The sequence below is a fragment of the Micromonospora sp. CA-246542 genome, assembly GCF_050942905.1.
Lineage (GTDB): Bacteria > Actinomycetota > Actinomycetes > Mycobacteriales > Micromonosporaceae > Micromonospora.
This window is the reverse complement of the sequence record NZ_CP192040.1, coordinates 3175650-3198604: the sequence shown is the minus strand read 5'-3', so window position 1 is coordinate 3198604 and position 22955 is coordinate 3175650. Positions and strand designations below refer to the sequence as shown.

27 protein-coding genes are annotated in these 22955 nt (G+C 70.3%); 16 read left to right on the top strand and 11 right to left on the bottom strand.

Annotated features, from left to right (window positions below):
• Positions 1-11: 11 nt before the first annotated feature.
• Positions 12-581 (bottom strand): hypothetical protein, encoded by a 570-nt coding sequence (locus tag ACQP0N_RS14970; protein WP_433120897.1) that lies wholly within the window; start codon positions 579-581, stop codon positions 12-14.
• Between the two features lie 253 nt (positions 582-834).
• Between ACQP0N_RS14970 and ACQP0N_RS14965 the strand changes: the two genes are divergently transcribed.
• Positions 835-1506 (top strand): DUF4396 domain-containing protein, encoded by a 672-nt coding sequence (locus ACQP0N_RS14965; RefSeq protein WP_433120895.1) that lies wholly within the window; start codon positions 835-837, stop codon positions 1504-1506.
• A gap of 115 nt (positions 1507-1621) precedes the next feature.
• Here ACQP0N_RS14965 and ACQP0N_RS14960 read toward each other — a convergent pair whose 3' ends face one another.
• Positions 1622-2536, bottom strand: a complete 915-nt coding sequence (locus ACQP0N_RS14960) for an SDR family NAD(P)-dependent oxidoreductase (protein WP_433120893.1) — start codon at positions 2534-2536, stop codon at positions 1622-1624.
• A 100-nt stretch (positions 2537-2636) separates the two neighbouring features.
• On the opposite strand from ACQP0N_RS14960, the gene ACQP0N_RS14955 reads away from it, so the two are divergent.
• The 3 genes from ACQP0N_RS14955 (at position 2637) to ACQP0N_RS14945 (ending at position 5076) form a co-directional block, all read left to right on the top strand.
• The gene (locus ACQP0N_RS14955) at positions 2637-3302 is read left to right on the top strand and encodes a TetR family transcriptional regulator (protein WP_433120891.1); all 666 of its coding nucleotides are present in this window, start codon (positions 2637-2639) and stop codon (positions 3300-3302) included.
• Between the two features lie 84 nt (positions 3303-3386).
• Complete coding sequence (locus ACQP0N_RS14950; protein WP_433120889.1) at positions 3387-4271, top strand: S41 family peptidase; 885 nt, start codon at positions 3387-3389, stop codon at positions 4269-4271.
• A 28-nt stretch (positions 4272-4299) separates the two neighbouring features.
• Positions 4300-5076, top strand: coding sequence for an alpha/beta hydrolase (locus ACQP0N_RS14945; RefSeq protein WP_433120887.1), 777 nt, complete (start codon positions 4300-4302; stop codon positions 5074-5076).
• Positions 5077-5303: 227 nt separating this feature from the next.
• Here the strand turns inward: ACQP0N_RS14945 and ACQP0N_RS14940 are convergent, their stop codons facing one another.
• Positions 5304-5972: a class I SAM-dependent methyltransferase gene (locus ACQP0N_RS14940; RefSeq protein ID WP_433120885.1), complete on the bottom strand. Its 669-nt coding sequence runs from the start codon at positions 5970-5972 to the stop codon at positions 5304-5306.
• Between the two features lie 61 nt (positions 5973-6033).
• On the opposite strand from ACQP0N_RS14940, the gene ACQP0N_RS14935 reads away from it, so the two are divergent.
• The 5 genes from ACQP0N_RS14935 to ACQP0N_RS14915 all read left to right on the top strand — a co-directional run bounded on the left by ACQP0N_RS14935 (position 6034) and on the right by ACQP0N_RS14915 (position 8604).
• Positions 6034-6672: a TetR/AcrR family transcriptional regulator gene (locus ACQP0N_RS14935; protein ID WP_433120883.1), complete on the top strand. Its 639-nt coding sequence runs from the start codon at positions 6034-6036 to the stop codon at positions 6670-6672.
• A 115-nt stretch (positions 6673-6787) separates the two neighbouring features.
• Positions 6788-7165, top strand: a complete 378-nt coding sequence (locus tag ACQP0N_RS14930; protein ID WP_357175568.1) for a DUF2089 domain-containing protein — start codon at positions 6788-6790, stop codon at positions 7163-7165.
• Positions 7162-7422 carry a hypothetical protein gene (locus ACQP0N_RS14925; protein ID WP_433120881.1) on the top strand — a complete coding sequence of 87 codons (261 nt, stop codon included), beginning with the start codon at positions 7162-7164 and terminating at the stop codon, positions 7420-7422. Before ACQP0N_RS14930 ends, ACQP0N_RS14925 begins: the two co-directional genes overlap by 4 nt.
• Before the next feature lie 11 nt (positions 7423-7433).
• The gene (locus tag ACQP0N_RS14920; RefSeq protein ID WP_355052389.1) at positions 7434-7856 is read left to right on the top strand and encodes an SHOCT-like domain-containing protein; all 423 of its coding nucleotides are present in this window, start codon (positions 7434-7436) and stop codon (positions 7854-7856) included.
• A gap of 157 nt (positions 7857-8013) precedes the next feature.
• Positions 8014-8604, top strand: coding sequence for a hypothetical protein (locus ACQP0N_RS14915; protein WP_433120879.1), 591 nt, complete (start codon positions 8014-8016; stop codon positions 8602-8604).
• Between the two features lie 47 nt (positions 8605-8651).
• Here the strand turns inward: ACQP0N_RS14915 and ACQP0N_RS14910 are convergent, their stop codons facing one another.
• Complete coding sequence (locus ACQP0N_RS14910; RefSeq protein ID WP_433120877.1) at positions 8652-8999, bottom strand: GlsB/YeaQ/YmgE family stress response membrane protein; 348 nt, start codon at positions 8997-8999, stop codon at positions 8652-8654.
• 111 nt (positions 9000-9110) lie between these two features.
• Between ACQP0N_RS14910 and ACQP0N_RS14905 the strand changes: the two genes are divergently transcribed.
• On the top strand, positions 9111-9764 hold the full coding sequence (locus ACQP0N_RS14905; protein WP_433120875.1) for a hypothetical protein: 654 nt from the start codon (positions 9111-9113) through the stop codon (positions 9762-9764).
• A 27-nt stretch (positions 9765-9791) separates the two neighbouring features.
• Here the strand turns inward: ACQP0N_RS14905 and ACQP0N_RS14900 are convergent, their stop codons facing one another.
• Both ACQP0N_RS14900 and ACQP0N_RS14895 read right to left on the bottom strand, forming a co-directional pair.
• Positions 9792-10157, bottom strand: a complete 366-nt coding sequence (locus tag ACQP0N_RS14900) for a VOC family protein (RefSeq protein WP_433120873.1) — start codon at positions 10155-10157, stop codon at positions 9792-9794.
• 242 nt (positions 10158-10399) lie between these two features.
• Positions 10400-10936 (bottom strand): TetR/AcrR family transcriptional regulator, encoded by a 537-nt coding sequence (locus tag ACQP0N_RS14895; RefSeq protein ID WP_433120872.1) that lies wholly within the window; start codon positions 10934-10936, stop codon positions 10400-10402.
• Between the two features lie 72 nt (positions 10937-11008).
• On the opposite strand from ACQP0N_RS14895, the gene ACQP0N_RS14890 reads away from it, so the two are divergent.
• Positions 11009-12055, top strand: coding sequence for an aldo/keto reductase (locus ACQP0N_RS14890; RefSeq protein ID WP_433120870.1), 1047 nt, complete (start codon positions 11009-11011; stop codon positions 12053-12055).
• Positions 12056-12091: 36 nt separating this feature from the next.
• Here ACQP0N_RS14890 and ACQP0N_RS14885 read toward each other — a convergent pair whose 3' ends face one another.
• Together ACQP0N_RS14885 and ACQP0N_RS14880 are read right to left on the bottom strand one after the other, a co-directional pair.
• Positions 12092-12994 carry a hypothetical protein gene (locus ACQP0N_RS14885; RefSeq protein ID WP_433120868.1) on the bottom strand — a complete coding sequence of 301 codons (903 nt, stop codon included), beginning with the start codon at positions 12992-12994 and terminating at the stop codon, positions 12092-12094.
• Positions 12991-13392, bottom strand: a complete 402-nt coding sequence (locus ACQP0N_RS14880) for a hypothetical protein (protein WP_433120866.1) — start codon at positions 13390-13392, stop codon at positions 12991-12993. Before ACQP0N_RS14880 ends, ACQP0N_RS14885 begins: the two co-directional genes overlap by 4 nt.
• 73 nt (positions 13393-13465) lie before the next feature.
• On the opposite strand from ACQP0N_RS14880, the gene ACQP0N_RS14875 reads away from it, so the two are divergent.
• Positions 13466-16264 (top strand): CHAT domain-containing protein, encoded by a 2799-nt coding sequence (locus ACQP0N_RS14875; RefSeq protein WP_433120864.1) that lies wholly within the window; start codon positions 13466-13468, stop codon positions 16262-16264.
• 11 nt (positions 16265-16275) lie between these two features.
• On the opposite strand, the gene ACQP0N_RS14870 is transcribed toward ACQP0N_RS14875, so the two are convergent.
• Positions 16276-17388 (bottom strand): tetratricopeptide repeat protein, encoded by a 1113-nt coding sequence (locus ACQP0N_RS14870; protein ID WP_433120862.1) that lies wholly within the window; start codon positions 17386-17388, stop codon positions 16276-16278.
• Between the two features lie 88 nt (positions 17389-17476).
• Complete coding sequence (locus ACQP0N_RS14865) at positions 17477-18610, bottom strand: dihydrofolate reductase family protein (RefSeq protein WP_433120860.1); 1134 nt, start codon at positions 18608-18610, stop codon at positions 17477-17479.
• 75 nt (positions 18611-18685) lie between these two features.
• Here ACQP0N_RS14865 and ACQP0N_RS14860 point away from each other — a divergent pair, with 75 nt between their 5' ends.
• The 4 genes from ACQP0N_RS14860 to ACQP0N_RS14845 all read left to right on the top strand — a co-directional run bounded on the left by ACQP0N_RS14860 (position 18686) and on the right by ACQP0N_RS14845 (position 22398).
• Positions 18686-19351: a winged helix-turn-helix transcriptional regulator gene (locus ACQP0N_RS14860; protein WP_433120858.1), complete on the top strand. Its 666-nt coding sequence runs from the start codon at positions 18686-18688 to the stop codon at positions 19349-19351.
• A 185-nt stretch (positions 19352-19536) separates the two neighbouring features.
• Positions 19537-19758 (top strand): hypothetical protein, encoded by a 222-nt coding sequence (locus ACQP0N_RS14855; protein WP_357121886.1) that lies wholly within the window; start codon positions 19537-19539, stop codon positions 19756-19758.
• Between the two features lie 7 nt (positions 19759-19765).
• Positions 19766-20323 carry a DUF6879 family protein gene (locus tag ACQP0N_RS14850; protein WP_433120856.1) on the top strand — a complete coding sequence of 186 codons (558 nt, stop codon included), beginning with the start codon at positions 19766-19768 and terminating at the stop codon, positions 20321-20323.
• A complete protein-coding gene (locus ACQP0N_RS14845; protein WP_433120854.1) occupies positions 20320-22398 on the top strand; it encodes an ATP-binding protein in 2079 nt (692 codons plus the stop codon). The genes ACQP0N_RS14850 and ACQP0N_RS14845 overlap by 4 nt, the downstream gene beginning before the upstream one ends.
• A gap of 43 nt (positions 22399-22441) precedes the next feature.
• Here the strand turns inward: ACQP0N_RS14845 and ACQP0N_RS14840 are convergent, their stop codons facing one another.
• A complete protein-coding gene (locus ACQP0N_RS14840) occupies positions 22442-22909 on the bottom strand; it encodes a DUF3592 domain-containing protein (protein ID WP_357121877.1) in 468 nt (155 codons plus the stop codon).
• Positions 22910-22955: the final 46 nt, after the last annotated feature.

The following is a 22955-nucleotide window of genomic DNA, read 5'->3' as shown; positions in this document are numbered from 1 at the left end:
GGCCCGCACCGTCAGCGCGGCGCCCGCGTCCGCCGGTAGTAGGACCACCCGGCCAACGGCAACGCGATCGCCCAGGCCAGGAGCAGCGGAAGGCCGATCAGGACACCCGTCGGGGTGAAGATGTCCTGCGCGCTGGATTCGGAGAGGTCAGTGGCGAACTGCCAGGGCAGGGTCGCCGCATAGCCGATCATCAGGGCGGACCCCAGCACCGTCGGCGTGAGCGGCACCCACGGCGGCACCCGGTGGCCGCGAAGCCACGGCACCCACCGGGGAAACGTCCGCCCCCAGTCGCTGATCAGGCCGAGCGCCAGCACTCCCCCGAGCCCGGCGAGGACGCACAGCAGGCCCAGGTAGAACGCGCCGGCCGGCAGGCCCAGGAACCCGTCGACGGGGTGGTCCCCGACGCCGGGCCCGCGACCGTGGTACCACTCCTCGAACGGTTCGGCGTGTGCGAACAGCGGGATGCCGAGGATCCAGGGAACGTGCAGCGGGATGAAGCCCAGAACGGGCGCGATCCACGCCACGTGACCGGCTCGGCGCGCCCACGGCGGCAGCTTCGATGCTTCGGCGCTCTGGTTCACGATCGTCACTCCGTATCGATGCGGGGGTTTCCTCCGGTCCCACGCTGCGCTGCCGGCGTGCCTGGCGGATCCCCGCGCAGAGGGAGCTGGGTCCCCGTGCCCGGGGGCGCGGCCCGCACGACGAACGCCCCAATCCACCGATGCGGGCGGCTGCGAGCTGGGAGACTGTGAGCTGCCGTCGGCAATCAGTTGACCCCCCTCCACGTTCGGCCGCGCCAAGCGCCGGGGCGTCGGGTGGAAAAGGGGGGCGAGGATGCAGCCGACCTGGCTCCCGACGCTCTCCTGGGTCTCACTCGCGGTCGGTGTCGTCAGCTTCGCGGTCGTCCTCGTCGACACGTACCTCTACGGGCACCGTCAGCCGGTCAGGGTCATGGAGATCGTCTGGCTGGTGACCGTCCTCTACGTCGGTCCGGCAGCCGTCCGCCTCTACTGGAACTGGGGCCGGCCCGAGGCGCTCACACCGTCGCCGCGGACGGATCGACCCCACCGGGGCATCATCGTGACCCAGGTGTCCCGTTGTGGCGCGCACTGCGCCCTCGGCTTCGTCGTCGCCGAGGTCGCCCTGTACGGATTCGATCTCTCCCGGGGCGCGCTGTGGATCGGCTACGCGGGCGACTATCTGGCGGCGGTGACGATCGCCGTCCTCTTCCGGCTCTTCGAGGGCCCTCGTCGCAGCCTCGCGGAGGTCTGGCGTGCGCTGGCGACCGTCGTGAAGGTGGAACTGGTGACCATCACCGCGTTCGAGGCGGCGCTGTTCGTGTGGCTGACGCTGGCGCACCACATGGTCTTCCCGGAGTCACCCCTGCGGCTCGACAGCCCCACGTTCTGGTTCGCCGGCCAGATCGGGCTGATCGCCGGCTTCGTCACGGCCTGGCCCGCCGCTTCCTGGCAGGTCGGCCGTGGGCTGAGCGGCGGGACCCGCTGACCTCCAGCACGGTGGCGGGGCTGGTGGCGGACTCAAACAACCGGGCCGCCACCCGTAGCCGACGGTGTCCGGTAGCGGCGCCGCCGCTACCGGATCACCTGCCTGGTGGGCGCGGTCACGCCGCGGCGGCCGCCTGGCCAACCGGGAACCGCACGCCGGTGAGGTCTTCCGAGACGGCCCACAGGCGCTGCTGCACGGTCAGGTCGTAGGACTCGGGGCTGGACGTGACCAGCTTCGGGTGGCCGCGCGTCTCGCCCAGGCCGTCGGGGCCGTAGTACTGCCCGCCGAGGACGGACGGGTCGGTCGCGGCGCGCACGGTGGGCAGCGCGCCTGCCGCAGCGGGCTGGGTGACCACCGGGGCGAGCAGGGTGATCGGCGCGCGGACGAGCGCCGGGGAGTTGCGGACCAGTTCGGTGTCGGAGACACCGGGGTGTGCGGCCACCGCGACGGTGGTGCCGTGTGGGGCGAGCCGGCGCTGCAACTCGTAGGTGAACATCAGGTTGGCGAGCTTCGACTGACCGTACGCGGCGACCCGGCCGTACGACCGTTCCCACTGCAGGTCGTCGAAGTGGATCGCGGCACGGATCCGGTGGCCGACGCTGCTGACCGTGACCACCCGGGAGCCGGGCACCGGCAGTAGCAGGTCGAGCAGCAGGCCGGTGAACGCGAAGTGACCCAGGTGGTTGGTGCCGAACTGCATCTCGAAGCCGTCGCGGGTGGTCTGCTTCGGCGTGTACATGACGCCGGCGTTGTTGATGAGCAGGTCGATCCGCGGGTGGGTGGCGCGCAGCCCGGCCGCGGCGGCGCGCACCGACTCCAGCGAGGTCAGATCCAGTTCCTGTACGGAGACGTCGCCGTTCATCCGGGCGGCGGCGCGCTTGCCCTTCTCGGTGTCGCGTACGGCCAGCACGACCGAAGCCCCACGTTCGGCGAGGAGCCGGGCGGTCTCGAAGCCCAGGCCGGTGTTGGCGCCGGTGACCACGGCCACCCGGCCGTCCTGGCGCGGAATCTGCTGCTCGGTCCAGTTCATCTCGGGCTCCTAAGGTACCGCCGGTAAGTTATGCTCGAAACGTTAATGTACCGCCGGTACGCTGTCAAGAGACCGGCGGTACCTAAGTTAGGGTTGGCGCATGACGTTCCAGCGGGCGCGCAGCGAGGAGCAGCGCGCTGTCCGTCGCCAGGCGATCCTGGAGACGACCTCGGCGATGCTCGACGAGATGCCGGTGGCCGACGTGACCCTCAACGAGCTGAGCCGGCGGGTCGGCCTGGCCAAGACGGCGGTGCTGCGCTATTTCGAATCCCGCGAGGCGGTGCTGCTCGACCTCCTCGACGACCGGACGACCACCTGGCTGGCCAAGCTGGACCAGGAGTTGGCCCGGGGCGTCGAGCCGAAACCATCCGCGTCGGAGCGGGCCGAGCAGGTGGCCGACGTGCTCAGCCGGTCGCTGGCCACCGAGACGGTGCTCTGTGATCTCTTCGGCGCGCAGGGCGGGGTGCTCGAACACAACGTCTCGGTCGAGGCGGCCCGCCGGCACAAGCGAGCGTCGCTGGCCAACCTCACGGCGATGGCCGACCTCATCCGCCGGCATTTGCCCGAGGTCGGCGACCGCGCCGACCTGTTCTGTCTTCAGGTCCTCATCGTGGCCGGCGCGTTCTCCGCCTACAGCACGCCACCGCCGAGCCTGCTCGCCGTCTACGAGTCCGAGCCGACGCTCGCGGTCTACCACATCGACCCGCAGACAGCCCTGCGCATCGCGATCATCACGCAGCTCGTGGGCGTCCTGCCGCGCGCCTGACTCCGACCCATCCCGGCCGTTCCGGTGCCGAGCCTCGCGATATTCGATGGCCCTGGGGCTTCGTCCGGTCTATCGTGACCCGCCGTGCTGTCAAACGAAGAGATCATCGGACGGGCCCTGGACCGGATCGAGGCCGGGTACGTCTTTCCGGCGAAGGTCCCGGACATCGACGCCACGATCCGGCGTCGTCTCGCAGCGGGTGAGTACGACGACCTGGACGGGCCGGTGCTCTGCGAGACGGTGACCGCCCACCTTCAGCAGGCGTGCCCGGACAGGCATCTGCGGCTGCTGTGGTCGGACCAGCCACAGTCGCTGGATCCAGCGGACGAGGACGGGGGCAAGGCGGCGTTCCTCGCGCTGCTCCGGACGGAGAACCAGGGCATCCGCCGGGTCGAGCAGGTGGACGGCAAGGTCGGGCTCATCGACGTGCGGCGCATCGCGTACGCCGACGAGGGGGCCAGCGTGATCGGCGCCGCCATGCAACTGGTCGCGCTCAGCTCGGCGCTCATCCTGGACCTGCGCGCGTGCTCCGGCGGAGCGCCGGAGGGAGCCGCGATGTGGTGCAGCTACTTCTTCCGCGACGACCAGGTGCACCTCAACGACTTCTACGAGCGTTCCACCGGCGCCACCCGCCAGTTCTGGACCGCCGCGCACCTTCCCGCGCCGCGCTACGTGGACCGCCCGGTCTTCGTGCTCACCAGCGCGACGACGTTCTCCGGGGGCGAGGACGTCGCGTACACCCTCCAGGCACACGGTCGTGCCGTCGTCGTCGGTGAGACGACACGGGGCGGGGCCCATCCGACGGCCCGCCACGCGGTCACCGAACACATCCTGGTGACCGTTCCGACCGCCCGGACCATCAACAGCGTCACCGGGAGCAACTGGGAGGGCGTCGGAGTGGTCCCCGACGTACCCGTTCCGGCCGACCAGGCACTCGACACGGCGCTGAAGGCCATCGCGGACGCCTAGGGCACGCGGTCGATGATCGGATGCCGTCATGCCGGGGACCTGTCGTACGTCCTCGACCTCGTACCGGGCCGCCGACGGCACTGAGCTGCCCCTGTTGGTCTTCGAGCCGGGCGACGACGTACCGCCGCGCGCTGGCGTCGTCCTGTTCCATGGCGGCGCGCTGCGCGGCGGATCACCCGACGGGCTCGCGCCGCACTGCCGGACACTGGCGTCGCGGGGAATCCTCGCGGTGTCGGCCGCGTACCGGCTGCTCGGTCACGGCGCGACAAGCATCGACGACTGCCTCGCCGACGTGCGGCGCGCGGTCGCGCGGTTCGGGCGGTTGGCGGCGTCGCGCGGGCTCGCAGCGTCGCAGCTGGCCTCGGGTGGCAGCTCGGCCGGCGCACACCTGGCGATGCTGGCGGCCCTGACGCCGTCCCGCGCGGCACCGGAGCCCGGCGTCGCGGCCGTGGTGGCCCTCAACCCGGCGGGACTCGACCTGGGCGTCCACACGCCGGACGCGCAGCGCCGCCTGGAACGGCAGGTTGGCCTCGATGCGGGCAGACTGATCGAGTATTCGCTGACCGAGCGGGTCCGGCCGGGCAGTCCGCCGACGCAGATCCACCACGGCACCCGCGACGAGGTCGAGCCGATCGACTGCGCGCGGCGCTTCCGCGACGCGATGGCGCGCGCCGGCAACGAGTGCGCCCTCCTCGAGTACGAGGACGCCGAGCACGGATTCCACTACCCCCGCGACGGCGGGCACTTCGACGACGTCATCGACGCCACGGCGCTGTTCCTCCTCGACCGGAGGGCCACGAGCTGAGCACCGACCTGCCGGCCAGACCTCCGGCTTCGGCGCGTACTCCCGAACGTACGTCGGGCCGGATCCTTCCGGGGTCGACGCCCCCGACGGCGTCACGCCCGGTCGCTGGTGGACGCAGTACTTCAACTCCCGCCCGACCGTCCGGGTCTACGCCGCCGCCCGCGGCGTGCCAGCAAGCCCGGGAAGGAGGAACACCGCGCACGGCGGCTCCGCGCGATCGGAGGTCGCTAGGCGTCGCGGCGCAGTGTGAACCAGAAGGTCGGCACCGCGTTGGTGCCCGGTGTGACGTCGACAAGTGCCCAGCCGGGGAACCTGGCGCGGACTTCGTCCGCCGTGACGCCGGCCGCCCATGACGCGATCTCGGTGGTCGGATTGTCGAGTGGCTCGGGGCCGTACCCGAACATCAGCAACAGTGCCCCCGGAGCGGCGCGGTGGGTGAGCCCGGCAGCGTAGGCGTCGCGGCGATGCAGTGGAATTCCGCAAAAGCAGCTCAGGTCGAAGAACAGGTCGAAGGGGCCCGGCACGTCCAGCTCGTCGAGGCGGGTGGCGTCTCCGTGCCGCACCCGTACCGCCACTCCCGCCGCCGCGACCTTCTCCCTGGCCAGGTCGACGGCGGTGTCGATCAGATCCACGGCGGCCACCTCCCAGTCGTGCCGCGCGAGGTAGACGGCGTTGGTCCCCGTGCCGCAGCCGAGTTCGAGGGCCCGCCCGGGCGGCAGCGCGTTGCGCCCCTCCACCAGGTCGACCAACTCGGGCGGTGTCACGCCGGTGTCCCATGGCGGCGTGCCGGCGCGGTAGTAGCTCTCCAGTGCGCGGTGAACCGCTTCCTCCTCCTGGTCCCGCTGCGGGGAGGCCGGGGCGGGGGCCGACCCCTGGGCGGCGTTGGGCTGCGTCATCGTCTCCTCCAAGAACTTAGAGTTAAACTCTAGTGACATACTCTGAAGATAGGCTCGCATCATGAGCACGGTCAAGAGGCCGGACAAGCGAGCCGAGCGCTCGCACCGCACCCGCCAGAAGGTCATCGACGCGGCTCGCGAGCTGTTCGTCGCGCAGGGGTACGGGGCGACGAGCCTGCAGGAGGTGGCGGATCGCGCGGGGGTGGCCGTCCAGACGGTCTACTTCGTCTTCCGTAACAAGCGCACCCTGTTCAAGGACGTCGTCGACACGTCCATCGCCGGGGACACCGAGCCGGTCGCCACCATGGACCGTGAGTGGTTTCGCGCCGCGTGCGCCGAGCCCACCGCAGCCGGGCAGTTACGCGCACACGTGCACGGCACCGGCGAGATCCTGGGCCGGGTCGCCCCGATCATGCCGCTCATCGCGGCTGCCGCAGCCACCGACCCGGAGATCGCCGCACAGTGGACGGATGGCCCCGATCCGCGTTACACGGTGCAGTACGCAGCGGCCGAAGCCCTCATGGGCAAGCCCGACGCCCGCACCGGCCTCTCCGTCGACATGGCGGCCGATCTGCTGTTCGGCCTGCTCAGCCCGCAGCTCTACCTGGTCTTCGTCCGCGACCGCGAGTGGTCACCGGAGGCGTGGGAAGAGTGGGCCCGCACCGCCCTGACCACCCAACTCTGCGCCGACCCCGACTGACCAGCCGCCGAACGCGCGCGGTGGTCGTAGCCAGACCGGCCGGAGTGCCCTCGTACTCAAGAAAATTAAGGTTTGACTCTTGGAAGTTCAGGATTCTTAAGATATAACTTTAAGTATGACAGAGCAGGCGATGGACTGGCAGGAACTGACCAGCCTGACGCGAGGTCAGCCGTTCGTCGTCGAGCGCGTGCGCCTGGCGAGCAACGGCGTCGCGATCGAGGGCGCGTTCGAGCTACCGCAACTGGCCCAGCTCAACGTCGAGGACCAGGTCTTCGTCACGGCGTTCGTGCGCTGCCACGGTTCGATCAAGGAGATGGAACGCATCTTCGGGGTGAGCTATCCGACGATCAAGTCGCGGCTCAACCGGATCACGCAGATGCTCGACTTCGTCGAGACCGATCCCGCCCCGTCCCGGGCCGACATCATCGACCGGTTGCGCCGCGGTGAGATCACGGCGCAGCAGGCGTTGGCCGAGCTGGACGGCCGCTCATGATGCCCCAGCTGGTGACCGTCCGGGTCAATCGCACCGCCCGCCGACCCGTCCGTTTCTGGGTTCCGGTGCTCCCCGTGGTGCTCGTACTCCTGCCGGTTCTGCTCCTGGTCGTCCTCGCGGCGATCGTGGCCTGCCTCGTGTTCCGCATCCGGGTGATGCGGGCGCTCGGCGCCGGATGGCGCGTCGTCTCCGCGCTGCCCGGCGCCCGCTTCGACATCGAGCAGGGCCGCCTGGCCGTGCTCGTGGCCATCCGATAGGAGAGGTTCGCATGACCGAACAACGCAAGGACATCCTCGACATGCTTGCCGCCGGCAAGATCACTGCGGAGGAGGCGGAGCAGCTCATCGCCGCCCTCGAACGGGACCAGGCACCGGCGGTGGCGGGCCCCGACGCCCGGCCCAAGGGGAAGGTGAAGTACCTGCGGGTGGTGGTGGACGCCACCGACAACGGCGAGCCGTCGCGGGTCAACGTGCGGGTGCCGCTGCAACTGCTGCGGGCCGGCGTGCGGCTGGCGGCGCTGGTGCCGCCGCAGGCCCTGGTCAAGGCCAACGCCTCGCTCAGCGACTCGGGGGTGCCAATCGACCTGACGCAGCTCAAGCCCGAGCAGTTGGAGGCGCTCGTCGAGCACCTCGACGACGTGACCGTGGAGGTGGACTCCCCCGATGCCACCGTGCGGGTCTTCTGCGAATAGCCGCCGTCCCGACGGGACGGCCCCTCGAGAGGGTGCTGCAACACCCTCCCGAGGCTGCGCCCGCCGCAGCGGAGCGCAGGTGAAGTGCCAACCTGAAGTCTAGCCACTCCTCGACGACCAGCGAAGGGACCACTCGGGCGAGTGGTCCCTTCGCGCCGTGACGGACGGGCGCTACCGCGGGAGCTGTCCTACAGTCGACGGCACGGTCGACGGAGGGACCATCATGGACGAGAACGACCGGACGACATTCCGCACGTCGGCCCGCCTCATGTTCGTGTTCATGCTGCTGCTGGGCCTACCGGCCTGGGTTCTCGTCCAGGCTGTGCTGGCACTCGTCGCTGGGCGGATGGCGACCGACTACACGAACATCGCTGTCACAGGTGTCATCTACGCCGTCGGCTTCGGCGCTTTCACGGTTCTGTTTCACCGGAAGTCCTGGTCATCGGTCGACGTCACCGGCTCGGCACTGGGCCTCGTCGAGAAGGGGCGATCGGTCCTCCTGCCGTGGGAGACGATCCAGTCGGCGACGATTCGCCGTCCGGGCCCATTCGCCGTCCTCCAGGTGACCCTGCGCCCGGGAGCGGACGCACCGCCCGCCACGACGCTTCGTCCACGGATCCGTGCCGATCAGCCGGTCTACACGGTCCACGTCGGTCTGGTTCGGCCCGGAACCGGCGTCCTGCGTAGCGAACTCGCCCGCCACCTGCCACCGGTCGCGGCGTCGGAGCGCAACGCGCCCGCTGGATGAACCTGGCGTGCAAGGGCCGTGCTCGCGGCAGCAGGCACGGTCGCCGATCATGACTCGCTCTTGGCCTTTCGGCGACGGACCCGCCGACGAGGGGTTTCGTCGCCGCCGGCAAGCCGGGTGAAGGTCAGCATGTTCGCCAGCGCCACGGCGACGATCGCGAGGCCGACCTGGATCGCGAGCACGATCCAGTCCCAGCGCAGCACCCACGCCTTCACGCCGGCGTCGTCGTCGACGTGCAGCGCCCGGGCGACCACGGTGCCCAGCACCGCCGAGCCGACGCCGAGGACGAACGTGGCGAAGATGCCGATGCGCTGCCTCCCCGGCAGGATGAGCCGGCCGAGCAGGCCGACGAGTGCGCCGATGAGCACCGCGCCGAGATAACCGGTTACCAACATCGCTGTCTCTCCCCTTCCAGCAGTGTCGGAATACATGCCCGGATCTCACGTTCGCGGAAACCCGACCCCCGATACGCTGACGGGCCTTTCACCCCTGAACGAAGGACGTACATGGGCCGCCCCTACCGCCCCGGACCGAAGCAGTTCGTCTTCACCGCCGGTGACGGCACCACGCGCCAGGTCTCGGTGAGCGACCCGCAGGAGGCCTACGTGGCGTTCTCCGCGTTCTTCCGGGGCCGCGAGTCCGCCACGTACACGATCAGGGACGAGCCAGCGCGGCAGACTTTGGTGCTCATGCCCCACCTGGGGGTGATCTCCCGGATCGAGGAGGCGGACCCGCCCCGGTCGGCACACCTACGGGTCGATCGGCCCAACCGCTACCTCCCGAGCGCGATGCTGTTCTTCGAGAACGGCTGTCGCGGCCTCGACCACTTCGGCCAGTGGTTCGCCGACCTCGCCGACCTCGACGCGGCACCGGAGGCCCGCGGTGCCGCCCGCGCCGCCACGATCACGACGGAGACAGCGGCGCTCGAAGAGGTCGGCCGGATCTGGGCCGACTCGGGCTACGTCGACCCCAGCGACCAGCACTACGTCTTCTTCGACGGGCACGACGTCGACGACGACCGGGCCGAACGCGCCACCCTGCTGCCGCTGATCGAATTTCTCGGCCTCGAACGGGTCGACTCCCCAGCCGAGGCCGCCGGGGGCGAGGTCTGGGTACGCACCGACCCACGCCTCGTCGCCGAGTGTGCCCGCTGGTCGTGAGCAGTCAGCCCGACCAGCATCGGCAGGTCAGCGGCGTAGGCAGAAGGGATGGCCGGCCGGGTCGCGCAGGACGCGATAACGGTCCGGCGCGAACTGCTGCTCTTCCTTGACCGCTCCGAGTTCGATCGCGCGGGCCTCAGCGTCGTCGAGGCTGTCGGGGTCATCGGCGGCCAGGTCGAAGTGGATCTGCTGCGACCGCTCGCCCGAGGGCCAGGTCGGTGGCTGGTAGTCGTCGACGCGAACGGCGCCGAGCAGCAGCGGCCCCGCCTTGACCGCGCAGAAGTCCGGCGTCTGGACCGCGACCTCACCGTCGAGCATGGCGGCCCAGAAGCGGGCCAGGTCGGCCGGGTCCGGGCAGTCCAGGTTGATCGCGGCGATGTGAGCTACCGGCATGGCTCCTCCAGAAGACGGGACGCTGATCGACCCTAGCACCAAAAATGACGGTTCACTCTTTTTTGCTCAGCCATCTCCGAGGGCCGTCGTCCGACTCCCGGCGCGGTGATCATGAAGTTATTGCCACCGTCATCGGCGTGTCGAGGCAACAACTTCATGATCACCGGGGCTGGGCGAAGCCGTCCGAGGGCGTCGTCCGAGGCCCGGACGAGCGCTCGCCGGCCGGCGGCGATCGGGCCCGCCTAGGCGTTGATGATCGCCATCAACGCTGCGGCGTAGGGTGCCGGGTCCACGTCGCCGCGGACCGCCAGTTGCAGGCTATAGCTGACGCAGAGGGCCACGAACGCTTCGGCGATTTGTCCGGCTCGCGGGCGCTGACGGTCGGGCACCAGCTCGGCGACCGCGGCCCGCATGGCCGAGAGCTGCCGTTGCACAACGGCCGCCAGCAGCGGCGACACCGCCGCCTCGGCGTAGATCTGGGCAACCAGCCGGGCGTGGTGGGTGTCCCGGGCCTGGGTACGCACGTACTCGAGGAAACCCCCCACCGCCTCGGCGGTGAGCGCCCTCGGCAGCGCGTCGGTCCCCTGTTCGCAGACCGCGACGACGATCTCGTCCTTGCTCGTGAAGTACCGGTAGATGGCTCCGTTGGAGAGCCCGGACTCGGCGACGATGTCGGCCATCGACGTGTGGGCGAAGCCGTGGCTGGCGAACCGGGCGCGGGCGGCAGCCACGATCTGCTGGCGGCGAGAGTCGAGATGGGCTTGACTGACCCTGGGCATAAAGAGTGACCCCTCGTTTTTCTTGCTACTGTCGAGAGCGTACCTCCTCGCACCGCAACTCAGGAGCCCGCCATGCGCTACCAGACCTTCGGCCGTCTGACCGGACTGCGTGTGTCGCAGTACGCGCTCGGGACGGCGAACTTCAGCACCTCGGACGCCGGCGCCGGCCCGGAGGCTTCACGACAGATCTTCGAGGCCTTCGTCGAGGCCGGCGGCACCACGTTCGACACCTCGAACCTCTACCGGGACGGGGAGGCCGAGACCGTGCTGGGCGGGCTCCTCGGGCGTCAACGGGACGACTTTGTGATCATCACCAAGTACAGCGGGAGCCGGCAGGCCCAGCCGCGCCCCGGCACGACCGGCAATAGCCGCAAGATCATGGTCCGGTCTCTCGAGGCGAGTCTGCGCCGCCTGAACACCGACTACGTCGACATCTTCATGCCGCACTTCCCCGACGGTGTCACGCCGATCGAGGAGATCCTGGCCGGGTTCGACGACCTGATCCGCTCCGGCAAGATCCTGCACGGCGCGTTGTCCAACTTCCCCGCCTGGCGGGTCGCCGGTGCCGCGGTCCACGCCGAGCTGCGCGGCCTGGCTCCCCTGGTCGGCATACAGACCGAATACAGCCTGGCCGAGCGATCCGCCGACCGGGAACTGCTGCCGATGGCGCAGGCCCACGGCCTGGGCGCGGTCCTCTACTCCCCGCTGGCCGGCGGGCTGCTGACCGGCAAGTACCGGCAGGGCGCACCGGGCCGGCTGACCGCCCGGGGCGACGCGGTCGAGGGCACCGCGCAGCGCACCGCCGTCGTCGACGCCGTACTCGCGATCGCCGAGGAACTCGGTGTGAGCGCGGCCCAGGTCTCCCTGGCCTGGCTGCGTCGCCGGGCGGCACTGGCGTCCACGGCCATGATCCCGATCGTCGGCCCGCGCACCCCGACCCAGTTGGAGGAATACCTGAAGTCTCTCGACCTCGACCTCAGCGACCAGCACTACCGGCGTCTGGACGACGTCAGTGCCGTCCGACCCGGCGCCCCGCACGAGGATGTCGCGGCCGCGCTGGATCAGGGCGTCGACGGCGACCGCACCCTGCTCGACCGTCCTGTCGTTCCCGCCATCTGACAACGCCGCCGGGGCGCCGGCAGCTGACCCCGAAATTCACCGGTCCTTGCGGAGCAGGAGGGTCACGGCCTCTCCGTCGGCCGTGCCGAAGGGGCCGTCGGTGGGGTGGCCCAGCGCGACGCCGAGGGTGCGTACGTGCAGGTCGACCACCGCCTCCACCAGGTCGGCCAGCACGGACACCGTGCCCCGGCCCCGTCGCCAGCCCGCCACGCACAGGCCGAGGCCGACGACCGCCGCGGGCCACCACAGCAGGCCGAGCGCCAGATACAGCAGCCCCCAGCCCACCCGTCGGGCGGCGGCGGCGAAGTCGGCCTGCGCGAGGGCGAGCGGCCCCCTGGTCTCCTCGGGCAGTAGCAGCCACAGCCGGGGCCAGGCGGCGGCCAGGTCCAGGCCGTAGCAGGCCCGCACCCGTACCTCCGTGGCCTGCATCCGGTCACCGATCCACGTCGGGCGGTCCGGCTCGGTCAACGCGATCCGGTCGCAGGCGCGGGCGAGCGCCTGGGTGTCCGGTAGCGGTCCCGCGTCGTCGGCGGCAGACCGCAACCGGCGTGCCTTGTCCCGCAGGGCGTCCTCGTACCGGTCCATGGCGGCGTTCCACCGGCGCCGCCGCCGGCGGGTCAACGCGTCGCCGGCCCGACCCCAGTGCTGGGTCCACAGGGCCACGACCAGGCGTTCCAGGCTCTGGGCGGTCATCGCGGCGACGACACCGCCCAGCACGACACCGAGGACGATCAGCAGCGCGGACCCGGTGCTCCGGGCCGGTGGTCCGAGGGCGAGCCGGTCCGCCTCCTGCCGCAACAGCCCCAGGTCCCACCAGTGGGCGTGGCCGAGTCGCGCCGCCGCGGCGACCGTCGCCACGAACACCACACCGGGCAACGCCAGCCCGGCGAGCCACCGCTCTGCCAACTTGCCGCCGAGCGAGGCGATGAGCGCGTTCACCGGTCCATCCGGAACGTCGGCAGTGGGCAGTCCCACACGGCGCAGTGCGGCGACGGGCCGGCGTCCGGCCGGGGAATCTCGACCCGGTCGCACAGGTCGGCGGGGCACACCTGGACCACTTCCGGGCGGCGGCCGTGGATGCCGGCCAACGGCAGGTAGCGATCTCCCCGGACGGTGGTGTCACCACCGACCAGGCCACCGACGCGCATCAACTCGGTCACCTCGGCGAGCACCGCGTCCACGTCCTGGTCGGACAGTGACCGATCCCGCAGCCGCGCCAGGGCCCGGGCCGGCTCCGGCCCGAGCAGGTCGCCCACCTGCGCGATGTCGGCGCAGATCCGGGCCAGCCGGGTCGCCCGGTCGCCGTCGAGTCGCCTGTCCGGCGCCGATTGGCTCATCGGCTGATTATCTCCTGTCGATGTGGCGCACGGCTGGCAGGCTGGGGAGCAACCGCGACGGGGAGGTGCGCCGGTGGGTCGCAACGCAAGGGACGCCGTGAACGACTGGCGTCGTGTCGCGGCCGGTCAGCGGCGCGGGGACCGGCGCTGGGCGGAGGCCCAGGTGGAGCTGGGGGCCGCGCTGCTCGACCGCTACCACGCGGACCGGGCGCGGCAGGACCTGATCGAGGCCACCGTCGTGCTGGAGGCCGCGATCCGCACGATGGCCGACTCCTTCCTGGCCGACGAGTTGGGTACGACGCACGGTGTCCGCGCGCTGGTCACGTACACCGATGTGCTGCTGGCCCGGGCCCGGATCGAGAGTGAGCCGCAGCTCCTGGACATCGCCGAGCAGTATCTGCAGTTCGCCGAGGACGCCTCGGCCGACCTCGGCAACAGCGCGGTGCTGATGCTCAAGAAGTGCCAGGTCTATCGGGTCCGGCACGACTTCGACGGCTCGGTCGACACGCTCTACCGGCTCACTTCCATCGCGCAGTTGGCCGAGAACTGGATCAGCGAGCAGCACCGACCCGCGTTGCGGGGCATCCACGCGGAGGCGCTGTTACGCGCCTACCAGCTCACCGGTGTGGAGGACTACGTCGACGAGGCGCTGGACCTGCTGTCGTCGGTGGATACCAGCGGGCCCAACCAGGACCAGATCGTCATGTTGCGAGCCCGGTGCCTGCTGGCCAGGGCGGCCGGGACCACCCACACCGCTGATGTCGAACGGGCCGTCGCGGTGCTGCGGGACCACGGTTCGCAGAGCGTCGACGTGCGTTTCCTGCTCGGGCAGACGCTGCTCACCCTTGTCGACCGCACCGGCCGTGCCGAACTGCTCGGCCAGGCCTGGGAGGAGTTCGCCGGCGCGATGGGCACCGTCGGCGAGCGCCATCCGCACCATCGGAGGGCGCTCGCGAGCCTGTCCACCGTCGGCATGAAGACGCACCAGCTGACGGGCGACGTCTCCGCCCTGGAGATCGCGATAGGCCTGCTACGCCGGGCGCTCGCGCTGTCCGTACGCGGCGAGGGCAACCACGCGTTGTACCTGGACCAGTTGGGCTACAGCCTGCGGTTGCTCTACGACGCCACCGGGGAGCCCGCCTACCTGGAAGAGTCGCTCGTCCTGCTGCGCGAGGCGCTGGACGCCCTGCCGGCACGCGATCCGCAGCGGGTCGAGACCGGGCTGTCCATCGCCCAGGCGTTGCGGGCGACGTACCTGCGTACCGGCGAACCCGCCCTGCTCACCGAGGCCGCCGAGCGGGCGCTCGCCGCCGGCCGGATCGAGTCCGGTGCCGTGCCGGTCCGGATCCAGGCCTTCGACAAGGCGGCCTACACGCTGACCGCGCTGGACCGGTGGCGGGAGGCGGCGGACGCCTTCGACGAGGCCATCACGCTGCTGCCCCGGTTGGCGTCACGGGGGCGTACCCGGCACGACCAGTACGCCGACCTCGGCTCGACGGCCGGGCTGGCGGCGACCGCCGCCTCCTGCGCGATCGGCGCGGGGCAGCCGGAGCGGGCCTTGGAGCTGCTGGAGCGTGGCCGGGGCCTGCTGCTGCACCAACGGTTGACGGCGGACGGCGAGTGGGCGGCGCTCCAACGCGCCGACGGGCGTCTGGCGGCCGACTTCCAGCGGATGCGCCGGGACTTCGAAGCGCCCGCCCCCGAATCGTCCCGACCCACCACCTTCGGCCGGGACCGGGAGACCGAGTGGAACGTGCTGCTGACGACGATCCGGGAGCTGCCCGGCCTGGGTGACTTCCTGCGCCCGCCCAGCGCACGACAACTGCTCGACCAGGTCGACGGGACCGTGATCGTGCCGATCGCGAGCGAGTTGCGGTGCGACGCGCTCATCCTGCGGGAGCACCGCGTGACGGTGCTGCCGCTGCCGGATCTGTCGCTGAGCGACGCGGTGACGCAGTTGCGGCTGCTCCAGGAGGCCACCACCACGGCGTCCGATCCGTCGGCGGACGCGCGGAGCCGCCTGCGCGCCCAGTCGGTGCTCGGCGACGTACTCAATTGGTTGTGGTCTTCCCTGGTCGGGCCGGTGCTGGACGCGATCGGCGCGCCCGAGGCGGGCGGCGAGCTGCCGCGCGTCTGGTGGTGCCCGGTCGGCCCGCTGGCGTTCTTTCCCCTGCACGCCGCGCAGGCCGACGCCGGCCGGTCCGCCCTCGACCGGGTGGTCTCCTCCTACACACCGACGGTGACCGCGCTCGCCCGGCGACGCACCGCGCAGCGGCGGTCCCGCGGCGACGCCCGGTCCTGCGTCGTGGCGATGCGCGCCACCCCCGGCGGTCTGGGCGCGCTGCCCAGCGCCGAACGCGAGGCCGCGTCGGCGGCGCGTGCGCTGCCGGGGGCGTGGACCGGGCTGGACGCGACGGCCACCCGGCAGCAGGTCCTGGACCGGCTGGCCGACTCGGCCTACGCGCACTTCGCCTGCCACGCCGTGGCCGATCCGCACGACCCGGCGCAGGGCCGGCTGCTCGTGCACGACCACCAGGACAGCCCACTCACCGTGGCCGACGTGTCCCGGCTCGACCTGGACGCGGAGTTCGCCTTCCTGTCGGCCTGCGCGACCGCCCAGGCCCCACCGACCCTCGTCGACGAGGCGCTGCACATCACCGGCGCCTTCCAACTCGCCGGGTTCCGGCACGTCATCGGCACCCTGTGGGAGGTCGACGACGCGATCTCCCTCGCCCTGACCACCGCCTTCTACGCGCACGGCGACGCGACCGGATCGGCGGCGTACGCGCTGCACTCGGCCGTGCGCGGGCTGCGGGACCGCTATCCGCTCGCGCCGACGCTGTGGGCGGCGCACATCCACACCGGAGGCTGACCCCGTCGGGGTCAGCGGGTACGCCGGACCAGCGCGCGGGCCTTCTCCGTGTCGGGGTGACCCGGGCCGTGCACGCGTTCGCAGCCGGCCAGCGCGGCGCGCGCCACACTGCCCGCCCGCCCGTCCCCCGCCTCGATGAGCAGTTGGGCGAAGAGCGTGCGCATCTCCAGGGTGCCGGGATGGTCGACGCCCCGGCCCCGCTCACTGTCCGGCAGCGTGTCGGCCAGCAACCGGATCGCCTCAGCCTGCCGCCCCGTTCCGGCGAGCGCTCTGGCCAGGGAGTGCCGGGCATGCAGAGAGACACCGTCGGTGGTGCTGAGCACGCGCCCCGCGTCGTCGGCGAGCGCCCGGGCCGGGTCGACCGCCTCGGCCGCCCGGCCGGAGTCGAGCAGGACGACAAGCAGGTTGCTGCGCGCCTGGAGCGTCACCGGGCTGGTGGGCCCCAACGTCCTGGTCATCCGCCGGACCACGTCCCGCAGGGCCCGTTCGGCCGGCTGGCTGTCGCCCCGCAGGTGTTGAAGGCCGGCCAGTTTCATCTGGCAGGCCAGGGTGTCCGCGTCGTCCCGGCCCAGCGTCCGCGCCATACCGTCGGCGACCCGCCGCAGCAGCGGCTCGGCCTCGTCCATCCGACGCAACTCGATCAGCAACCAGCCGAGGTTGTTGCCGCTGCGCAACGTCTCGGCGTCGTCGTCGCCCAGCACCCGGCGGCGTGCCTCGTAGACGTCCCGTTGCACCAGTTCCGCCTCGGCGTGCGAACCGCGCTGCCAGAGCGCGAAGGCCAGGCTGTGCTTGGTGCGCAGGGTGTCGGGATGCTCCGCCCCCTGCGCCGAGCTGCGCAACCCGACGACCTCTTGGTAGACGGTCACGGCGTTGTCGACGTCCCTGGTACGCATCAACTCCTGCGCGTAGCGGTGTCCCGCGTCCAACGTCCGCGGGTCGGCCCCGCCGTACTGGTCGTGGAAGGCGTGGTACTGCAACCCGAAGGCGGTCGGACCACCGATGGTCTGCGTCACCGGTGGACGGCCGCCGCCGCTGACGGTGATCTCGATGACCGGGCCGGTCGGCTCGGGTTCGCGCGGCGGCTCGTCGTCACGCTTGCGGCTGCGGTTGAACCATCTGCCCACTGCACGCACCTCCCCCGGTGTCGACGACCTCACGGCCCGTCACAGGGAGCAGACTATCGATCCTGGCTGATTCCGTCGCCGCAGGTTCTCAACGGGTGAGGCCGACGAGCGGCGTCGGTCGGTACGTCATCAGGACGACCCCGGAGGCGAAGGGTTCGGCGGACACCAGCTCCAGTCGTACGGGCGGCTGACCGCTGTCGAACAGCGCCTTGCCCTGGCGGAGGAAGAGGGGGTGCACGAGGAGATGGATCTCGTCGATGAGCCGGAGATCGGCAAGGGACCGGATCACGCTGAGGCTGCCGTAGACCACGATGTCCCCGCCGGACCCGCGCTTGAGCTCGGCGATCTCGTCGGGGTCGATACGGGCCAGTCTCCGGGTGTTGTTCCAGGTCGCGGTGTTGCCGGAGGCGGAGATGACGATCTTCTCCAGGGCGTCGACGCGCTGGGCATACCCCCGAACCTCGTCCGGTTCATCGGGGTTCTGCGCGGCCAGCGGCCAGTAGCTGGCGAAGTCGGCGTGGGTGACCCGGCCCAGCAGCAGGCTGCCAGCGTTGTCCACCAGGCTCCGCTCGTACCGCTGAAGTTGCTCACCGAACAGCAGCCAGTCCATCTCGTCGTCCGGACCGGCGACGAACCCGTCGAGCGTGGTCCACATCGACACGACTATCTTGCGCATACCCTCGTCCTTTGTGATGGTTGGGGCTCGGTGACCGCCGCTGAGCGCGGCTCGGACGGGTTCTGGTGTCCGGCTCGGGAACCGCTGCTGGAAATCGATGAGTCCGACCCAGGTGGGGCGCAGGCCGATCCGGACCATCCGCAGGCCCGGCTTGTCGATCGCCTCCAGGTAGGCGGCACCCGCCTCGTCGCCCATCCCGGCGCGCTGGATGGTGGCGTACTCGGGTAGGACGCCGTCGACCTCCGCCAGGGTGACCTTCCCGCGCAGCATGAGCACCTCCGGAAGCCCGTCCGCCGTGTCGATGCAGATGGCCACGTCCGGCCGGGCGCGCAGGTCACGGATCTTGTAGGTGCCGGCGAACGCGCCGACGACCAGCTCGTCACCGGTCCACAGGAAGTTCACCGGGATCAGTCGCGGCGTCAGGTCCCGGCTGGTGTAGGCGAGGCGTGCCACGGGCGCGCCGAGCAGGCGTTGCGCCAGGGCGGTGTCCAGCAGCTTCAGGTCACCTTGCGGCAGGTTCGCCGCCTCGGCGTCGGGCAGGCTCATGGGAGTCAACGTAGAGGGTCAACTCCTACAGAACAAGTGCAACTCCTAAAGCAGGATCGAGGTAGGCTGACGGTCATGAGCGGCGTGCGTAGCTATGGGGATCCGTGCGGTGTCGCGCGTGGACTGGACGTCATCGGGGAGCGGTGGGCGCTGCTGGTGGTCCGCGACCTCCTGCTCGGCCCCCGGCGTTTCAACGACCTGCTCGGCGGCCTGCCCGGCGTGAGCCCCAACGTGCTGAGCCAGCGGCTGCGCCAACTGACCGAGCAGGGCGTCGTGCAACGGCGGGACCTCGGGCCGCCGACGCGGGTCCACCTCTACGAGCTGACCGAGTGGGGCCGCGCCCTGGAGCCCATCCTCCTGCAGTTCGGGCGCTGGGGAAGCCAGTCACCGCAGATGCCCGAGGGCACTCTGGGCATCGACTCTCTGCTGCTCAGCGTCAAGGCGTCCTTCGATCCGGCGCGAGCCCCGGAACTCGCCGGCACCTACGCGTTCCACATCGACGCCGACACGATCCTCGCCGAGGTCGCCGAGGACGCGGTGCAGATCCGTCGCGGCACGGCGCCCGACCCCGACGCGACGCTCACCACCGACATCGACACCCTCCGGGCCGTCTGCGGCTCCGAGATCACCCTCTCGGCGGCAGTGGAGTCGGGCGCGTTGCGCCTCACCGGCGACGAGGACGCCCAGCGGCGCCTCACCGACCTTCTCCTTACCCCGTTCACGTCGGCGTTCACGCGGTGAGGCCGACAAGCGTCGCCAGTCGCGCCACGCCGGCCGGGGCCGGCTGCGCGCGGGCGACATCGGCGATGAGAGTACGCGTCAACGGGCCAGACGCACGGTATCGGCTTGTTGGGCAACTACGCTGCGCACTACTCTCCTGACCGACAGCACTTGTCAGCCCGTCCGCTTCTCTGATGGAGGTCACCATGAAGCTGACCAAGCTCTACAAGGATCCCGGCTCGGGTGGGAACGGGTGCCCTACCGTCTACCTCGGAGAGAGCGGGGAGCTTGTCGTTCAGGGGAACCTCATCGACGAGGACACCGTCGGCCAGCTGGAGAACGTTCTTCCTGGTGAAGGCGCGGTGCGGATTCCCGCCCAGGTTCTGCTCGGTGCCATTGAGCGCTACCGCCAGTCCGAGCAGCGGTGATCGAGCGTTGACCCGGTCGTTCACGTCCCTAGATGACGACGAGTTCAACCAACTGTTCCGCGACTTCCGTTACACGGCCTACCGGCTGGAGACGCTTCAGCAATACGACGTGTCGTACGAGCAGGACGAGTTCGCGCGGTTCCTGGCGGGTGAGACCCGCGGCGAGTTTCCGGGGATCGCGGCTTGGTGCGACACCGTGCGGGCGGCGGTGTCGGCGGGCAAGCGCATGCATCGGGTCCATGTCATCACCGAGCCGCCGTCGGATTACGTGCGGTTCGAGTGCGGCTGGGCCTACGAGCACACCGTCGAGGCAGGCGAGGACGTCCGCCTCATCGTGGTCTCCGACGACGACTGGCCGGCCGCGTTACCGCACTACGACTACTGGTTGTTCGACTCAACACGGCTGGTGGCCATGCACTACGACGAGGAGGGGCGCTTCGTCTCCGGCGAGTTGGTCAGCGAGGCAGAACAGATCGTGCAGGCCAATCTGTGGCGTGATGCGGCCGTCGCGGCATCGGTCCCTTATAGGAAGGTCACAGACCTGCGACAGATCAAGGTCCCATGACTGATCGCTCGCCGACGGGGTGGCAGCGTGCGGGCCTCCAGCCGCCGCGTCAACTTCCCCGCAACGCGACCGGCTTCGTCAACCGCGAGCAGACCCTCACCCGCCTGGACGCGGCATTGCCGACCGATGAAAACCACACGGTTGCGGGCCTCCCGATGACCGTGGCTGCCATCGCGGGCGCCCCCGGCGTTGGCAAGACAGCGCTGGCCGTCCATTGGGCTCACCGAGCACGCAGCTGGTTCACCGACGGCGATCTCTACGTCGACATGCGCGGCTACGGCCCTGGTCCAGCCCTCGATGTCGGCCAGGCACTGGACACGTTGCTCCGCGCTCTGCACGTACCGGCGGAGCAAATCCCCACGGACACTGACGGACGTGCTGCCCTGTTCAGGTCCGTCCTGAGCGGCAAGCGCGTCCTGATCGTGGTGGACAATGTGTCCACCGTCGGTCAAGTCCGGCCGCTACTCCCGGCCACACCGACCTGCATGGCGATCGTCACCAGCCGCAGCCGACTTTCCGGCCTCGTGGCACGGGAAGGAGCGTCACGGATGACTTTGGACGTTCTGTCTTCTGACGAGGCAATCGCGCTGCTCAGCGACAGCATCGGCGGGGACCGCGTCGGAGCGGAACCGCAGGCCGCCGCTGAACTTGCTCGCCGCTGCGCCTACCTCCCCCTCGCTCTGCGGATCATCGGGGAGCGCATCGCCAACTCTCCCCATGTCACCCTCGCGGAGTTCGTGGCAAATCTCGCCCTGGCCGAGCATCAACTTGACGCCCTCGCGGTCGACGATGACGAGCTTTCCGACGTACGGGCGGTGTTCTCGTGGTCCTACCAGACGCTGCCCACCGACACGGCACGGTTCTTTCGACTACTCGGCCTTCACGCCGGCTCCGACATCTCGGCGGCGGCAGCGGCGGCCCTCGCTGGCGTGAGTCTGCCCCGAGCCCGCAGTCTGCTCGACCAGCTCACCGCAGCGCACCTGGTGCAGAACCCCGCCCGCGACCGATACCTGTTCCACGATCTTCTCCGCGCCTACGCGCTCGAACGAGCACAGGCCGAGGAGACGCCCGAGCAGCAGCGCCAATCACGCCGCCGTGTCTACTCCTGGTATCTCTTGATGGCCGAAGAGGGCCGCAAGGTGATTCTGCCGTACTCGCATGCCGTGGGCCTGGCCCCAGCCGAACCAGGCGTCGCCCTCGCCGCTCCACGCACGGTGGCCGAGGCGATGGCATGGTTCGAACGTGAGCGGCTGAACCTTCTGGACACCGTCCGGCAGGCCGACGATCTGGGAGAACTCGACATCGCCTGGCAACTGCCGGTGGTCAGCGACGGTTTCTTCGAACTGAGGTCGTACTGGGCCGACTGGCGCGATATCCACCTCACCGGCCTACGCGCGGCACGCTCGGCCGGATCGCGTCTCGGCGAAGCCGCCAATCTCCGCTGCCTCGGCGACGCCTACTGGCGCACAGGGGAGCGCGACACCGCGCTCGACTGCTATCACCAAGGCGTCGCCGCGAGCCGTGAGGTCGGCGACCACTGGGTGGAAGGATTTTGCCTTCGCGGCCTGGGCCTCATCCACGAGGAGCTTGGGCAGACCGACGAAGCCATGGAACTCTACCGGCAAGCGCGAGAGGTCTTCCGCCGCCACGACGTCACCCGAGGTGAGGGCATGTCGTTGCTCAGCCTCGGCAACGGGCACCGCGCACGAGGACACCTCGACACGGCCATCGCCCATTACCAGGAAGCAGTCGCCATCCTCGGCAGCATCAACGATGACTGGAGCGTCGCCTGGGCCTCGTATCCCCTCGGCCTGGCGTATCAGCAGCTCGGCCGACTCGACGAGGCCCTGGAACGGCACACGCACGCCCTGGATCTGTTCCGCAGGTTCGACGACCGACGCTGCGAAGGACTCACGCTGGCAGCGCTTGGCGACACCCATCACGCCGCAGGCCAGCACGAAGACGCGCAACGCTGTTGGCAGCAGGCACTACAGATCCTCGATCCCCTGGCAGATCCCCATGCTGGTGTCGTTCGCAGCTCTCTCGCGCAGATCGGCAGCGACCAGAGCACCTAACCACGATCGAGTGCCGTCGTAGCGCCGGCACGCGTCGCGTCAACTATGCGGGGGTTGCCGCGCGCCGTCGGCGACGCCGTTTGCGAAGCTCATGGATGACGCCCCAGAGCCCGACGAACGCGAGCGCTATCCCGCCGAGCGCGACCAGATACTCCGCCCCGCCTCGGGACACCCACAGCCGGCCCCGCTCCGGGGCATCCGGCGAGTAGAGGACCGTGACCGAGTCACCGTCGCGGTTCGGGGAGCCGCTGCGGGTGACCAACTCCTGGAGGAGCACCTGCCGTCCATCGGGTACGGCGTACTGAAACTCGTAGTACGTGCCATGGCGACTCGCGCGTGGTGGCGTCTCAGATGAGCTGATCAGCGTGGCGCTGGTGTAGACCTCCCCCGGCCACCCTCGATGATCCCAAACGATGGTGACGCCGAGACCGGTCACCAGGATTCCGCACATGATTGCCGTCAGTGCGGCCCGCAGCGCCGAGACACCAGTGGGATTGCGGTACTCAGCCATGGCCGAGAGGTTATCCGTGCCACGCAAGGGGTTGCGGGGTAGGCAC